At 66.2% G+C, this 13,668-nt stretch carries 13 protein-coding genes; 8 read left to right on the top strand and 5 right to left on the bottom strand.

What is annotated here, in order from left to right; genetic code table 11:
* Positions 1 to 6: 6 nt before the first annotated feature.
* The 5 genes from ACLSSQ_RS15015 to ACLSSQ_RS14995 all read right to left on the bottom strand — a co-directional run bounded on the left by ACLSSQ_RS15015 (position 7) and on the right by ACLSSQ_RS14995 (position 7,929).
* Positions 7 to 1,713 (bottom strand): GspE/PulE family protein, encoded by a 1,707-nt coding sequence (locus tag ACLSSQ_RS15015; RefSeq protein ID WP_014236489.1) that lies wholly within the window; start codon positions 1,711 to 1,713, stop codon positions 7 to 9.
* Entirely contained in the window at positions 1,710 to 2,975 is a 1,266-nt protein-coding gene (locus ACLSSQ_RS15010; RefSeq protein ID WP_416243136.1) for a tetratricopeptide repeat protein, read from the bottom strand. The genes ACLSSQ_RS15015 and ACLSSQ_RS15010 overlap by 4 nt, the downstream gene beginning before the upstream one ends.
* Positions 2,972 to 4,876, bottom strand: coding sequence for a pilus (MSHA type) biogenesis protein MshL (mshL, locus tag ACLSSQ_RS15005; RefSeq protein WP_416243135.1), 1,905 nt, complete (start codon positions 4,874 to 4,876; stop codon positions 2,972 to 2,974). Before mshL ends, ACLSSQ_RS15010 begins: the two co-directional genes overlap by 4 nt.
* A gap of 154 nt (positions 4,877 to 5,030) precedes the next feature.
* Positions 5,031 to 6,476 (bottom strand): AAA family ATPase, encoded by a 1,446-nt coding sequence (locus ACLSSQ_RS15000; RefSeq protein ID WP_416243134.1) that lies wholly within the window; start codon positions 6,474 to 6,476, stop codon positions 5,031 to 5,033.
* Positions 6,466 to 7,929: a sigma-54-dependent transcriptional regulator gene (locus ACLSSQ_RS14995; RefSeq protein WP_152090551.1), complete on the bottom strand. Its 1,464-nt coding sequence runs from the start codon at positions 7,927 to 7,929 to the stop codon at positions 6,466 to 6,468. Before ACLSSQ_RS14995 ends, ACLSSQ_RS15000 begins: the two co-directional genes overlap by 11 nt.
* A 157-nt stretch (positions 7,930 to 8,086) precedes the next feature.
* Between ACLSSQ_RS14995 and ACLSSQ_RS14990 the strand changes: the two genes are divergently transcribed.
* The 8 genes from ACLSSQ_RS14990 to ACLSSQ_RS14955 all read left to right on the top strand — a co-directional run bounded on the left by ACLSSQ_RS14990 (position 8,087) and on the right by ACLSSQ_RS14955 (position 13,665).
* A complete protein-coding gene (locus ACLSSQ_RS14990; RefSeq protein ID WP_014236494.1) occupies positions 8,087 to 8,908 on the top strand; it encodes an ABC transporter ATP-binding protein in 822 nt (273 codons plus the stop codon).
* Positions 8,901 to 9,683: a lipid asymmetry maintenance ABC transporter permease subunit MlaE gene (mlaE, locus tag ACLSSQ_RS14985; RefSeq protein ID WP_014236495.1), complete on the top strand. Its 783-nt coding sequence runs from the start codon at positions 8,901 to 8,903 to the stop codon at positions 9,681 to 9,683. Before ACLSSQ_RS14990 ends, mlaE begins: the two co-directional genes overlap by 8 nt.
* Complete coding sequence (gene mlaD, locus ACLSSQ_RS14980) at positions 9,683 to 10,153, top strand: outer membrane lipid asymmetry maintenance protein MlaD (protein WP_014236496.1); 471 nt, start codon at positions 9,683 to 9,685, stop codon at positions 10,151 to 10,153. The genes mlaE and mlaD overlap by 1 nt, the downstream gene beginning before the upstream one ends.
* A gap of 113 nt (positions 10,154 to 10,266) precedes the next feature.
* A complete protein-coding gene (locus ACLSSQ_RS14975) occupies positions 10,267 to 10,956 on the top strand; it encodes a VacJ family lipoprotein (protein ID WP_416243133.1) in 690 nt (229 codons plus the stop codon).
* Between the two features lie 97 nt (positions 10,957 to 11,053).
* Positions 11,054 to 11,683, top strand: coding sequence for an MlaC/ttg2D family ABC transporter substrate-binding protein (locus ACLSSQ_RS14970; protein WP_014236498.1), 630 nt, complete (start codon positions 11,054 to 11,056; stop codon positions 11,681 to 11,683).
* Positions 11,683 to 11,970 carry an STAS domain-containing protein gene (locus ACLSSQ_RS14965; RefSeq protein WP_014236499.1) on the top strand — a complete coding sequence of 96 codons (288 nt, stop codon included), beginning with the start codon at positions 11,683 to 11,685 and terminating at the stop codon, positions 11,968 to 11,970. The genes ACLSSQ_RS14970 and ACLSSQ_RS14965 overlap by 1 nt, the downstream gene beginning before the upstream one ends.
* Before the next feature lie 19 nt (positions 11,971 to 11,989).
* Complete coding sequence (locus tag ACLSSQ_RS14960; protein WP_416243132.1) at positions 11,990 to 12,913, top strand: ABC transporter ATP-binding protein; 924 nt, start codon at positions 11,990 to 11,992, stop codon at positions 12,911 to 12,913.
* Positions 12,910 to 13,665 (top strand): ABC transporter permease, encoded by a 756-nt coding sequence (locus ACLSSQ_RS14955; protein ID WP_416243131.1) that lies wholly within the window; start codon positions 12,910 to 12,912, stop codon positions 13,663 to 13,665. Before ACLSSQ_RS14960 ends, ACLSSQ_RS14955 begins: the two co-directional genes overlap by 4 nt.
* Positions 13,666 to 13,668: the final 3 nt, after the last annotated feature.

Here is a 13,668-nt window from a genome sequence, read left to right as displayed (position 1 = left end):
CGGACCCTACATCCGGTCGGTGAGGTCCACCACCCGGGATAGCTCCTCCAGGGAGGTGGAACCGTCCAGCACGCGGCGCAGGCCGTCGTCGGCCAGGGGGCGGAAGCCCTGGCGGGTGGCCTCGTTGCGGATGTCCCGGGCCGTGGCGCGGCGCGCCACCAGCTCGTCCATGGCCGGCGTCATGCGCAGCAGTTCCATGATGGCGATGCGGCCCCGGTAGCCCTGGAAGTCGCAGCGCTCGCAGCCGCAGGGGTGGTAGATCACCGGCCGCGGCCCTTCCGCCGGGATGCCGAGCAGGCGGGATTCGTGGGCCTCGGCCTGGTAGGGCGTCTTGCAGCCGGGGCAGAGACGGCGCACCAGGCGCTGGGCGACGATGCCGATGATGTTGCCGGCCATCAGGTCCGGCAGGATGCCGATGTCCAGCAGGCGGGGAATGGCGCCGATGGCCGAGTTGGTGTGCAGGGTGGAATACACCTGGTGGCCGGTCATGGCGGCGCGAAAGGCCATCTCGGCAGTGTCCGTGTCGCGGATTTCGCCCACCAGGATCACGTCCGGGTCCTGGCGCATCATGGAGCGGATGCCGTTGGCGAAGTCCAGCTTGGCCGATTCCGCCACCGAGGTCTGGCGCACCAGGGCCATGGGGTATTCCACCGGGTCTTCCAGGGTCATGATGTTCACGCCCTCGGAATTGATGTGGTTGAGCACCGAATAGAGGGTGGTGGTCTTGCCGCTGCCGGTGGGGCCGGTGACCAGGATGATGCCCTCGGGCCGGGCGATCATCAGCTTGAGCAGGTCCAGATGGTCCTCCGCCAGTCCCAGACCCTCCAGGGGCACGATGCCCTTCTGCCGGTCCAGGATGCGCAGCACCACGTTTTCGCCGTGGATGGTGGGCTGGGCCGCGACCCGGAAGTCCACCTGGCGGCCGCTCAGCACCAGGTTGATGCGGCCGTCCTGGGGCGCCCGGGTCTCGGCGATGTTCATGCCGCTCATGACCTTGATGCGCACCGCCATGGCCGGCCAGTAAGACTTATGCAGGGCCCGGATCTGCCGCAGCATGCCGTCGATGCGGTAGCGGATGCGCAGGAAGTTGGCCTCCGGCTCGAAGTGCACGTCGGAGGCGTCCCGCTTCACCGCGTCGGCCAGGATGGCGTCGATCAGCCGCACCACCGGCTGGCTGTATTCGTCGGAGGAGGACTGCAGGCTCTTCCAGTCGATCTCGCCGGTCTCGATCTCGTGCAGGATGCCGTCGATGGACAGCTCGTAGCCGTAGTACTGATCGATGGCCCGGTCGATTTCCGATTCGCCGGCCAGCAGGGTCTCGATCTCCAGTTCGGCGTTGAGCTGGCTGCGCACCTTGTCCAGGGCGACGATGTCGTTGATGTCCGCCAGGGCCAGGGTCAGGCGGTGGCTTTCCGCATCGAAGTCCAGGGGCAGGATGTGGTGGCGCTTGGCCAGTTCCCGCGGCACCAGTTTGAGGGCGGAGGGGTCGATGACGGCCCGGGAGAGGTCGATGGAGCGCTTGCCCAGGCTTTCCGAAAGGGCTTCCCGCAGGGTCGTTTCCGAGACGAAGCCGAGGGATACCAGCAGCTTGCCCACCGGCTGGTTGGACTTCATCTGCTCCAGCAGGGCGATGCGCAGCTGGTCTTCGGAGATGATCCCCTGGGCGATGAGAATCTGGCCCAGGGGGCGGCGCTGGGGGCTGGGGGCGTTCATGGCGCGGCCAACTCCTGCAGCCGGCGCCGGGCGCCTTCCTTGTCGAACATGGCGGAGCGGCCGGCGGCGGCGCCGAGGGCCGCCTGGTAGTACTGCTGGGCCGGCTTGACCTGGCGCAGGTGGTCCAGGCTCACCGCCAGATTGAAGAGATAGTCCGGGTTGTCGCCGTCGCTGGCCAGGGACTTGAAATAGGCCTGCTGGGCTTCGCTCCAGCGGCCCTGGCGGGCGTACACATTGCCCAGGGCGAAGTGGGCGTGGCCGGCCTCGGGCTGGGTCGCCAGCAGATTCTTCAGGCGGCTTTCCGCCGCCGCCGGATCGCCGTTGCCGAGGAGGGATACCAGGCCGGCCAGGGCCACCGGGTTTTTCGGGTCCGCCTCCAGGGCCTTCAGGTAGAGGGCTTCGGCCTTGGCCGTCTGGCCCTCGCGGCCGGCAATGCTGGCCATGCCGAGCAGGGCGTCGGTGTTGCGCGGGTCGGCCTGCAGCACCTTGTCGTAGTCCTGCACCGCGGCGGCGAAATCCTCCCGCTGCAGGGCGCCGTAGGCCCGTTCCAGCAGCGGGTTGGTGGCCGGCTTGCCGCGGCTGAGGCGGATGGGGCTGGGCTCCTCCGGCGGCAGCGCCGGCTGGCGTTCCTGGGGCATGGGGCGCTCCCGGGTAAGGGGGGCGGGCATTTCCGGCATGGGCTGGCTGGGAGGCGCTTCCACAGCCGCGACTGGCATGGGGGGCGCGACGATGGGCGTCGCCATTGGTGCCGGCGGCAGGGGTTGGGGCTGCACCGGTGTCGGCGCCGGGCGGGCGATCATGGGGTTCTGGCTGAGGCCCTGCAACTGGAACCAGAAATAGATGCCGATGCCGAGCAGGCCCACCGCCAGGGCGCCCAGGGCAAGCCACAGCTTGTTGCGGTTGGGCGGTGTGCCGTTGCCGGCGGCCAGCTTGGCGTTGAAGAGATTGCGGGCCGCCTGGCGCTCCGCTTCCATATCGGCTGCGGCGGCAGGGGCGACACTTGGCGTGGGCGGCGGGGCGGGCTGGTGGGAGGATTGGGGCGGCGGGGCGGCGGGGCTGGGCGCCGGGCTGGCGGCCACCGCCGCCAGGTCGGCATCCACCGTTGCCAGGTGGTCGTCCAGATTGGGCAGGGGCGACTGCCCCTGGCTGCCGGGCTGGGGGCTCACCGGCTCCAGGCTCAGTTCGCCGGGCGCCCCGGTGGCGGGGGCCGCGTTGCGCTTGGCCTCCTCCGCCTTCTTCAGGGCATCCATGAGCAGGCTCACGGCCGCGGCTCCATGCCGGAGGGCGCCATCTGCTGCTGGGGCCCCGGGTTGTTGGCGAAGAAGTCCTTGGTCGGCAGGGCGTCCCTCAGGTTGGCGTAGTCGCCGCCGATGCTGGCTTCGCGGATGATGACCGGGCGCAGGAAGATGACCAGTTCGGTCTTCTGCAGGGAGTCGTCCTTGGCCGAGAAGAGGCCGCCGGCCACGGGCAGGCGGGAGAGTCCGGGAACGCTGTCGGCCCGGTTCTGCAGCATCTCCTCCATGAGACCGCCCATGACGGCGATGTTGCCGTTTTCCACCCGCAGCACCGATTCCATCTCCCGGGTGCGGATCACCGGGACCTTGCTCTCGATGCTGTCGGCCAGGCCGTTGATGCCCTTCTTCAAGGCCGGATTGGGGTCGGGGATTTCATCCACCACCCGGGAGATGCTGGGGCGGATGTTGAGCAGCACCGTGTCGTCGCCGCTGATCTGGGCGGTGACGTTCATGACGAAGCCCACCGGCACCGAGTTGAGGGTGGTGGTGTAGGTGGTGACGGTGTTCACCTGGTTCTGGCTGGTGTCGGCCTTGATGGTGAAATAGACGTGGTTGTCCACCACCTTGATTACCGCCGTCTGGTTGTTGAGGACGCTGATCTTGGGGCTGGACAGCACCTTCACCGTGCCGAAGGTTTCCAGCAGGCGCAGGGCGCTGGTGAAGCCGCCACCGGAGGTGGAGTTCTTGTAGCCGATCTCGAAATTGCTGCCGCTGGCGATGATGCCGGCCACGGCACCGCCCAGGGTCTGGGTCAAGGTGAAGCCGGCGGCGCCGCCGGTGATGCGGCTCCAGTTGATGCCCTGCTGGTAGTTCTGGTCCAGCCGCACTTCGGCGATGGTGGCCTCGATCAGAACCTGGCGCCGGGCGCTGCCCATCACCTGGTCCACGTATTCCTGGATTTTCTCGTGCTGCCGGGAGGTGGCGCGCACCGTGACGATGCCCGTTTCCGGATGGGCCATGACCGAGGCGGCCTCCCGGAAGGTGGTGCGCCGCACCACCATGGCGCCGCTGTTCTGCAGGGTGGCCGGATTGGCGCTGCCCGCCAGGCTGGTGGTGGGGGCCGAGGTGCGGCTGCCGGCCGCCGGCGGCGTGCCGGTGCCGGTGGTGGTCTGGGTGGCGGCTACTTCGGTGACCGTTTCCGAGGAGCCTTCGGGCATGACCTTGTCGGTTTCCCGCAGGATGTCCTTGATGTTCTGGATCAGGTTGTCCCAGAAATGGTGCTGGGCCTTGTTCTCGATGCGGGTGACGGAACTGTTGCCGCTGCCGGCGGTGCCCGGGACCGTGGTGGTGCCGGTGGTGCTGGCGCCGGCGCCGGCGGTGGCGATCTGGGTGGTGACCGAGACGGTGCCGGCGGTGTCCCGGGTCATGTTCACGTAGTCGATCTTGTAATTGCGCAGGTAGGGCGTGTCCGGCATCACCGCCAGATTGGGGCCGTCCAGTTCGAAGCGCATGTCCACCTGCTTGGCCAGGCGGCTGAGGATCTGGGGCAGGGTCTGGTCGATGGCGTTGAGGGTCACCGTGCCGCTGATGCCCGGGTGGATATCCACGTTGAGCTTGGCGTCCCGGGCCAGGGCGAACAGCAACTCCTGCACCTTGACGTTGTTCACCACCACCGAATAGGTCTCGGTGCGGGGGGTAATCCGGGGTTTGGGCAAGGCCGCCGTCTGCATCACCGGTGCCGGAATGGCGCCGCTGACCACGGGCGCCGAGTCCGCCTGCAGGTGGGCCTTGCTGGGGTCCTTGGCAACGGGAGAGGCGCAGGCGCCGAGCAGCCCCAGGGATAGCGCTGCCAGCAGGGCGCGCACGGGGAAATGCTTGGGCAACGACGGGAGGCCGTCGGGGCGGGGGCCGTAATGGGCAGGCTTCATGGGGCGGGCCTTATCGGTTGTCTCGTTATGGGGCCGTTCTTATGTAACGCTATGTTTTAACGTTGATTATTTTTGAAGCTTCGATTCACTCTAGCATGTTTTTTTTGGTGGAAATTGGGCTTTCCTCACACTTTTTCGCCTGTTTTCCCTTTTTTTAACGTAGCCGCTGCACCTGCCGCGGGTAAGGGCGGGTGTTGCGGATGGCTTCGGGAAGGGCGGCCAGGGCCGTCACGGCGCTGTTGCGGTCCGGAAAGTCGCCGTAGGTCACGCCCCAGCGCGGTCCCTCCGCCGCAGTCCGGTAGTAGGCGCGCAGCGTCCCGGGGGGCAGGTCGCGGGCGGCCTGGGCCAGAAAGGCTTCCACTTCCCGGGTGGCGGACTCCCTCACCGCCAGCAGTTGCAGCACATAGTGGCGGTCGTCGGCCTGGGGCAGCCAGGCCTGGTGCGCCGCCAGGGCTTGTCGGGTGAGGCGGCCGGTGTTTGGCGGCAGGTCGGCGGGGAGCGGGGCGGCGGAGGTTGCCGCCGGTGTTTCCGCCGGTGCGGATTCGGCCCCCGGGGTTGCCGCTGTCTCCTGGGGCGCCGGCGTTGCCTCGGGGGCTGTGACAGCTTCCGGGGCGGCCGCTGATGGCGTGGTGGCGGGTGTCTGGGCCGTGGGTGCGGCGGCAGCCGCGGGCGGCGCCGCGTCGGCGGCGACGCTTTGCCTTCCAGCCCAGTAGGCACCGAGGGTGAGGGCGAGGCCCAGGGGCAGGGCCAGCAGCATGGGGCGCAGGGGACTTGCCTTGTTGGCGGCCGGCAGGGGGGCGAACTGGGCGTCCTTCACCGCGGCCTGGACCTGGGGCTGGTCCACCAGGTGGGTGTTGGCGGCGAAGGCGGCCAGCATGGCCTTGTCGGCCAGGATGTTGATGCGCCGGGTGAGTCCTTCCGAAGCCGCATCGATGTCCTGCAAGGCCCGCGGGCTGAAGATGTCGGGCCCGTGGTAGCCCGCTGCCCGCAGGCGGAACATCAGGTAGGGGCCGATGTCGGTGCGGCGCAGGGGCTCCAGGCCGAAGTTGTGGGTGATGCGTTCCTTCAGCTGGCGCAGGTCCGGCTGGGCCAGGCGCTCGTCCAGCTCCGGCTGGCCGAAGAGGACGATCTGCAGGAGCTTGTGGCGGGAGGATTCCAGGTTGGAGAGGAGGCGGATTTCCTCCAGGGTTTCCCCCGGCATGGCATGGGCCTCGTCGATCAGCACCACCACCCGGCGTCCGGCGGCATAGCTTTGCAGCAGGCGTTCCTGCAGGGCCTTGAGCAGCAGGGAGGGGCGTCCTTCGGGCAGCTCCAGCTGCAGCTCGGCGGCCAGGGCATGGAGAATCTCGTCCCGGGAATAGGAAGGGTTGGCCAGGTAGACCGTTTCCACCGTGGCCGGCAGCTTTTCCAGCAGCATGCGGCACAGCATGGTCTTGCCGCTGCCCACCTCGCCCGTCACCTTGACGATGCCCTCGTCGTTGCTGATGGCGTAGATCAGGGCTTCCAGGGTGGCGCCCCGGTTGCCCCCGGCAAAGAAGAAGTCGGTGTGCGGGGTGATGCGGAACGGAGCCTCCCGCAGGCCGTAGTGTTCAAGGTACATGGCGGTCCTCGTTTCCTTGGTCCTGGCTGGGCAGGCGCTCCAGGCTGTCCCGGCGGGCGTGCAGGGTGGTGCGGTTGATGCCGAGCAGGCGGGCTGCCTGGCTCAGGTTGCCCTGGGTGATCTGCAGGGCGGCCTCCACATAGGCTTTTTCCCAGCGGGCCAGGTGCTGGTCCAGGTCGAAACTGGCCGGGGCCTGCTGCAGGTGCTCCCGGGCGGCCCGGATGTCGGGTGTCACGGGCTGGTCGTGGCGGGGACCAGTATCGGGCTGGGGCAGGTCCAGTTCGCCGGCCAGCTGTTCAGTCGTCACCGTTTGGCCCGGATATTTGGCGGTGAGGCGGATGACGATGTTGCGCAGCTCCCGCACGTTGCCGGGGAAGGCATAGCCATCCCACAGGGCCCGGGCCGGCTCGTCCAGCCGGAAGGGCGGGAGGTGGCTCTGCTGGGCATAGCGCTGGCGGAAGTGCTCCAGGAGTTCCTGCCGGTCCCGGCCCATTTCCCGCAGGGGCGGGACCAGGATGCTGAATACGGAGAGGCGGTGGTAGAGGTCGGCCCGGAAGCGTCCCTCGCGCACCTCCCTTTTCAGGTCCCGGTTGGTGGCGGCGACGATGCGGGCGTTGCTGCGGCGGCTCTGGGTTTCGCCGACCCGCTGGAACTCGCCGTTTTCCAGGACCCGCAGCAGCTTGGGCTGCAGCTCCAGGGGCAATTCGCCGATTTCGTCGAGAAATAGGGTGCCGTCCGCCGCGTCCTCGAAATAGCCGCTGCGGGCGCCGGCGGCCCCGGTGAAGGCCCCCTTGGCGTGGCCGAACAGGGTGGGCTCCAGCAGGGTGGGCGAGATGGCGGCACAGTTGAGGGCCAGGTAGGGCTTGTCGCGGCGGCCGGTGGCCAGGTGCAGCTGATGGGCGACGATTTCCTTGCCGCTGCCCGATTCGCCTTCGATCAGCACCGGAAACGGGGAGTCGGCGTAGTGGTGGATCTGGGCCCGCAGCTTCTCCATGGGTTCGCTGTGGCCCAGGAGGGGCGAATCGGCCGGGGCCGCCTCGCGGAAAGTGAGGCTGTTCAGCAGGGCCTGACGCAGGAGGGCGGGGTCGGCCGGTTTGGCGATGAAGTCCACCGCTCCCAGGGTGCGGGCGTGGCGGCCGTGGGCTTCCCCGTCCTGGCCGGAAAGCACCAGGATGCGCATGGCCGGCGACAGGGCCAGCAGTTCGCCGATGAGGGCAAAGCCTTCATCCGGCTGGTGGGGCAGGGGAGGCAGTCCCAAATCCACCAGGGCTAGATCGGGTGGCTGGCGCAGTTGGCGCAGCAGGCTGGCGCAGTGGCTGCGGGAGGGGCTGGTGAGGACTTCGAACGAGGACGCCAGGGAATAGGCCAGCGTGTCGCTGATCAGGGGGTCGTCGTCCACGATCAGCAGCAGGGGGCGTGACGATGCCGCGGGGAAGGCGCTTTTATCGGGCATTTTCGTTCGCTCGAAATTGGTGGCAGCAAGGGGGCTTGCAGCGCTTTATGTGGCCAAAATACGCCACTTCCCCGGGAGTTTCGCTGGAATTTTTCACGGAGCCCCAGGGCCTATCTGCTAAAATCGCCCCCTTTGGTTTTTTCAGCAAGGATTTTCCGTGCCGACCGAGAGTCTGGTCGAAATACGCGGCCTCAACTTCGCCTACGATACCGATTCCGGCCCCCGCAAGGTGCTGGAAGGCATCGACATGAGCTTCCACAAGGGCAAGGTGGTGGCCATCATGGGCGGCAGTGGCTGCGGTAAAACCACCCTGTTGCGCCTGATCGGTGGCCAGCTGCGTCCCAGTGCGGGCGAGGTCAAGGTGGCCGGCCATGCGGTGCACCGCATGAATACCCGGGAACTCTATGCCCTGCGCCGCCGCATGGGCATGCTGTTCCAGTTCGGCGCCCTGTTCACCGACATGTCCGTGTTCGACAACGTGGCCTTCCAGATGCGGGAACATACCGATCTGCCGGAAGAGCTGATCCGCGACATGGTGCTGCTGAAACTGCAGGCCGTCGGCCTGCGCGGCGCCGCCGGGCTGATGCCGAACGAGCTTTCCGGCGGCATGGCCCGCCGGGTGGCCCTGGCCCGGGCGGTGGCCCTGGACCCCATGCTGATCATGTACGACGAGCCCTTCACCGGCCTCGACCCCATTTCCCTGGGCGTCATCGGTCAGCTGATCCGCAAGCTCAACGATGCTCTGGGAGCGACCTCCATCATGGTCACCCACGATATCCAGGAGTCCCTGCAGATCGTCGACTACATCTATTTCATGTCTGCCGGACGGGTCGTGGCCCAGGGCACGCCGGACGAGATCCGGGCCTCCCGGGACCCCTTCGTGCATCAGTTCGTTCATGCCGAGGCCGACGGCCCGGTGCCTTTCCATTACCCGGCGGTGTCCGTGGCCGATTCCCTGCTGGGAGGTGTGCGTGGCTGATTTGTTGCGTCGGCTGGGCGCCAGCCTGGTGGATCGTATCTGGCAGCTGGGTTTTGCCAGCCGCTTCTTCTGGGCCGTCCTGCGTTATTCCGGCCAGTGCCTGACCCGGCCCAACCTGACGGTCCGGGAAGTCTATTTCAGTGGCGTGCTGTCTCTGCTCATCATCACCGTTTCCGGCCTCTTCGTCGGCATGGTGCTGGGGCTGCAGGGCTATGAAACCCTGCAGCGCTTCGGTTCCTCCGAAGCTCTGGGCATCCTGGTGGCCCTGTCCCTGGTGCGGGAGCTGGGCCCCGTGGTGGCGGCCCTGCTGTTCGCCTCCCGGGCCGGTTCCTCCATCACGGCGGAAATCGGCCTGATGAAGGCCACCGAGCAGTTGAAGGCCATGGACATGATGGCCGTCAATCCCCTGGCCCGGGTGGTGGCGCCCCGTTTCTGGGGTGGCGTCATTTCCATGCCTTTCCTGGCGGCCCTGTTCTCGGCCATGGGGGTGTTCGGCGGTTGGCTGGTCGGCGTGGTGCTGATCGGCGTCGATGATGGCGCCTTCTGGTCCCAGATGCAGGCTTCCGTCGATTTCCGCGAGGACATCCTCAACGGCGTCATCAAGAGCGTGGTGTTCGGTGCCGCCGTGTCGTGGATTTCCGTATTTGAAGGCTATGACTCGGCGCCGACCGCCGAGGGGGTTTCTCGCGCGATCACGCGCACTGTGGTGACGTCGGCCCTGGTTATCCTGGCGCTGGATGTTGTTCTCACCTCGTTTATGTTCCGGGGGGCTTGATGAATCGTAAGGTGCTCGACCTGTGGGTCGGTGTTTTTGTCGCTATTGGTTTCCTGTCACTGTTGTTTTTGGCACTAAAAGTGGGGAATCTGTCCGGTTCCAACTTTGCCGAGACCTACGTCCTGCAGGCCAAGTTTGATAATATCGGGGGCCTGAAGGTCCGCGGTCCGGTGAAAAGTGCCGGTGTGGTGGTGGGTCGGGTGTCGGAAATCCATTTCGATCCCCAGACCTACGAAGCCGTGGTGACCATGACGGTGGATACCCGTTTTAAGTTTCCGAAGGATACTTTCGCTTCGATCCTGACTTCCGGCCTGCTTGGTGAGCAGTACATCGGGCTGGATGTAGGCGGGGACGAGAAAATGCTCTCCCCCGGCGACTCCATCTCCAAGACCCAGTCGGCGGTGGTGCTGGAGAAACTGATCAGCCAGTTCCTGTTCAACAAGGCATCCGAAGGACAGGACAAGAAGTAAGCCGGTTTTGCCATGGCTTCATTCCTCTGGCATGCTTGGCGCGACGCACAAATAACTAACTATCGATATTTCGAGGGACAAAAGTGGATAAAAAGGTAGCCAAGCGTTTCGGTATGTTCGCGTTAGCCACGGCTTTGCTGGCCGGACTCTCCGGCTGTGCCAGCACCGCCAACAACCCCAAGGATCCCCTGGAAGGTTTCAATCGGGCCATGTTCTCCTTCAATGACGGCCTGGACAAGGCCATCATCAAGCCGGTGGCCCAGGGCTACGACTACGTCCTGCCCCAGCCGGTGCAGACCGGGGTCGGCAACTTCTTCGGCAACATCGCCGACGTCTTCATCGCCGTGAACAACCTGCTGCAGGGCAAGCCCGCCGACGCCGCCTCCGATGCCGGCCGCTTCCTGCTGAATACCACCATCGGCGTCCTGGGCGTGTTCGATGTGGCCACGCCCGCCGGTCTGGAAAAGCACGACGAGGACTTCGGTCAGACCTTCGGCCGCTGGGGTGTGGGCGAAGGCGCCTACGTGGTGTGGCCGTTCATCGGCTCCCGCACCGTGCGTGATACCGCCGGTTACGTGGTGGATGTGGCTGTTGATCCGGTACGGAACGTGGATCACGTGCCGACCCGCAACAGCCTGGCCGTGCTGCGCCTGGTGGATACCCGCGCTTCCCTGCTGCCTGCGGAGAAGGTCATCGACGATGCCGCCCTGGACAAGTACACCTATATGCGCGATGCCTACCTGCAGCGCCGCAAGAGCCTGGTTTACGACGGCAACCCGCCCCGGGAAAAGCTTGAGGACTGAGTCTTCCCCCTCCTGACCATACCCCGCCGCCAGGCGGGGTATGTCTTTGTGCTCCCCCCTAAGTTAAAATCCGCTTCCCAATTAGAGAGATTGCGCCATGAAAGCCATTCGTGTCCTTTTCACCATTCTCAGCTTCGGTCTCCTGTCTGCTCCCGTCTTCGCCGACGACATGGCCCCCGATGTGCTGGTCAAGAAAGTGACCGATGAGGTGCTGGCCGTGGTCCGCGCCGACAAGGACCTGCAGAACGGCAACACCAAGAAGGCCATCGACCTGGTGGAAACCAAGGTGCTGCCTCACTTCAACTTTACTCGCATGACCGCCCTGGCCCTGGGCCGCGAGTGGTCCAAGACCAGCGCCGAGCAGAAGACCCGGCTGACCAACGAATTCCGCATCCTGCTGGTGCGTACCTATTCCAACGCCCTGACCGCCTACAAGGATCAGACCGTCGAGTACAAGCCCTTCAAGATGCAGGCCGGCGAAACCGACGTGACCGTGCGTACCCTGGTGCACCAGACCAACGGCAAGCATATCGGCCTGGACTACGCCCTGGACAAGCAGGCCGACGGCTGGAAGGTCTATGACGTGGTGGTGGCCGGCGTTTCCCTGGTGACCAACTACCGCGAATCCTTCACCCAGGAAATCCGCGCCAATGGCGTCGATGGCCTGATCAGCACCCTGGCTGCCAAGAACAAGGGCCTGGAAGCCGCTGCCGCCGGTAAGAAGTGATGATCTCCATTGAAGGTTCCACCCTGAGGGTGACTGCCCCCATGGTGATTGCCAATGCACGGGAACTCCTGGCCCAGGGCCAGGATGCCCTGGCCGCCACGCCCGGGCTAACCCGGGTCGATCTGTCCGCCGTGACCGAGGCCGATTCCTCGGCCCTGACCCTGCTCTTCGCCTGGCTGCGCCGTGCCCAGACCCAGGGGCGTCAGCTGGATATCGTTGCGCCTCCCGCCGGCCTGTTGAGCCTGGCGGAGCTGTACGGTATTTCCGACCTCCTGCCCCTGGCCTGAGCCTGTCGCCCGGAATCCCATGGGCACTGCTGTCCTCTTCGATCGTGTCGCCAAGCGCTTCGGCTCCCTGCAGGCCCTGGCCGGAGTCTCCCTGGAAATCGCCGAGGGCGAGTTCTTCGGCCTTCTGGGGCCCAACGGCGCCGGCAAGACCACGCTGATTTCCTGCCTTGCCGGCCTGGCCCGGCCTGATGCCGGCGGCGTCCGGGTGCTCGGCCGCGACGTGGTGGCCGACTATCGGGAGGCCCGGCGCCTGCTGGGCGTGGTGCCCCAGGAGCTGGTCTTCGACCCCTTCTTTTCCGTGCGCGAAACCCTGCGCATCCAGTCCGGCTATTTCGGCATCCGCAACAACGATGCCTGGATCGACGAGATTCTGGAAAACCTGGACCTCACCGCCAAGGCCGATACCAACATGCGCCGTCTCTCCGGCGGCATGAAGCGGCGCGTGCTGGTGGCCCAGGCCCTGGTGCACCGGCCGCCGGTGATCGTCCTTGACGAACCCACGGCCGGCGTCGATGTGGAACTGCGCCAGGGGCTGTGGGAATTCATCCGCCGCCTCAACGGCGAAGGCCACACCATCATCCTCACCACCCATTACCTGGAAGAGGCGGAAACCCTGTGCGGCCGCATCGGCATGCTCAAGCAGGGGCAGCTGGTGGCTCTGGATGAGACGGCCAGCCTGTTGCGCCAGTTTTCCGGCCACACCCTGACCCTGCGCCTGGGCCAGGGTGACCTGCCCGCAGCCCTGGTGCCGCGCCTGCTGTCCCGGGAGGGGGCCGTCTGCCGCCTGCGTCTGGCGGGCTTTGCCGAACTGGAACAGGTGCTGGCCGACCTGCGCCAGGCAGGTTGCGGCGTCGCCGACCTGAAGCTGGACGAGCCGGACCTCGAAGAAGTCTTCGTTCGCCTGATGCGCGGCGAAGTCAGCCGGGAGGCGGTGCAGCCATGATGCTGGGCTTTCGTACCCTGTTCTACAAGGAAGTGCTGCGTTTCTGGAAGGTCGGTTTCCAGACCGTGGCGGCACCGGTGCTGACGGCCCTGTTGTACCTGCTCATCTTCGCCCACGTGCTGGATGAAAACACCCGTATCCACGGCGTCACCTACACCGCTTTCCTGGTGCCCGGGCTGGTGATGATGTCGGTGCTGCAGAACGCCTTCGCCAATTCCTCCTCGTCCCTGATCCAATCCAAGGTCACCGGCAGCGTGGTATTCGTGCTGCTGCCGCCCATCGCCTACGGCGAGTTTTTCCTCGCCTACGTCCTGGCGGCCCTAGCCCGGGGCGTGGTGGTGGGGCTGGGGGTGCTGCTGATGACGCTGGCCTTCGCCCCCCTGCAACTGGCCCATCCCCTGTGGGCCCTGGCCTTTGCCGTACTCGGCGGCGCCATGCTGGGGGCCCTGGGCGTGATCGCCGGCATCTGGGCCGACAAGTTCGACCAGCTGGCGGCCTTCCAGAACTTCCTGATCATGCCGCTGACCATGCTCTCCGGCGTCTTCTACTCCATTCACAGCCTGCCGCCCTTCTGGCAGCAGGTGTCCCATTTCAACCCCGTGTTCTATATGATCGACGGTTTCCGCTACGGCTTCTTCGGCGTTTCCGACGCCGCTCCGCAACAAAGCCTGCTGGTGGTGTCCGTCTGCTTTGCCGCGCTCACCGCGCTGACCCTGGCCCTGCTCAAGCGGGGCTACAAATTGAGAGCCTGACCC

Source organism: Azospira sp. APE16, from assembly GCF_047901315.1.
Lineage (GTDB): Bacteria > Pseudomonadota > Gammaproteobacteria > Burkholderiales > Rhodocyclaceae > Azospira > Azospira oryzae.
Note: the sequence above shows the minus strand (reverse complement) of the source record. Positions and strands in the feature narration are given on the sequence as shown.

Coding starts and splice junctions, on each gene's coding strand:
- ACLSSQ_RS15015 (WP_014236489.1), bottom strand. CDS start 1,713: ATGAACGCCCCCAGCCCCCAGCGCCGCCCCCTGGGCCAGATTCTCATC.
- mshL (WP_416243135.1), bottom strand. CDS start 4,876: ATGAAGCCTGCCCATTACGGCCCCCGCCCCGACGGCCTCCCGTCGTTG.
- ACLSSQ_RS15000 (WP_416243134.1), bottom strand. CDS start 6,476: ATGTACCTTGAACACTACGGCCTGCGGGAGGCTCCGTTCCGCATCACC.
- ACLSSQ_RS14995 (WP_152090551.1), bottom strand. CDS start 7,929: ATGCCCGATAAAAGCGCCTTCCCCGCGGCATCGTCACGCCCCCTGCTG.
- mlaD (WP_014236496.1), top strand. CDS start 9,683: ATGAATCGTAAGGTGCTCGACCTGTGGGTCGGTGTTTTTGTCGCTATT.
- ACLSSQ_RS14975 (WP_416243133.1), top strand. CDS start 10,267: ATGTTCGCGTTAGCCACGGCTTTGCTGGCCGGACTCTCCGGCTGTGCC.
- ACLSSQ_RS14970 (WP_014236498.1), top strand. CDS start 11,054: ATGAAAGCCATTCGTGTCCTTTTCACCATTCTCAGCTTCGGTCTCCTG.
- ACLSSQ_RS14965 (WP_014236499.1), top strand. CDS start 11,683: ATGATCTCCATTGAAGGTTCCACCCTGAGGGTGACTGCCCCCATGGTG.
- ACLSSQ_RS14960 (WP_416243132.1), top strand. CDS start 11,990: ATGGGCACTGCTGTCCTCTTCGATCGTGTCGCCAAGCGCTTCGGCTCC.
- ACLSSQ_RS14955 (WP_416243131.1), top strand. CDS start 12,910: ATGATGCTGGGCTTTCGTACCCTGTTCTACAAGGAAGTGCTGCGTTTC.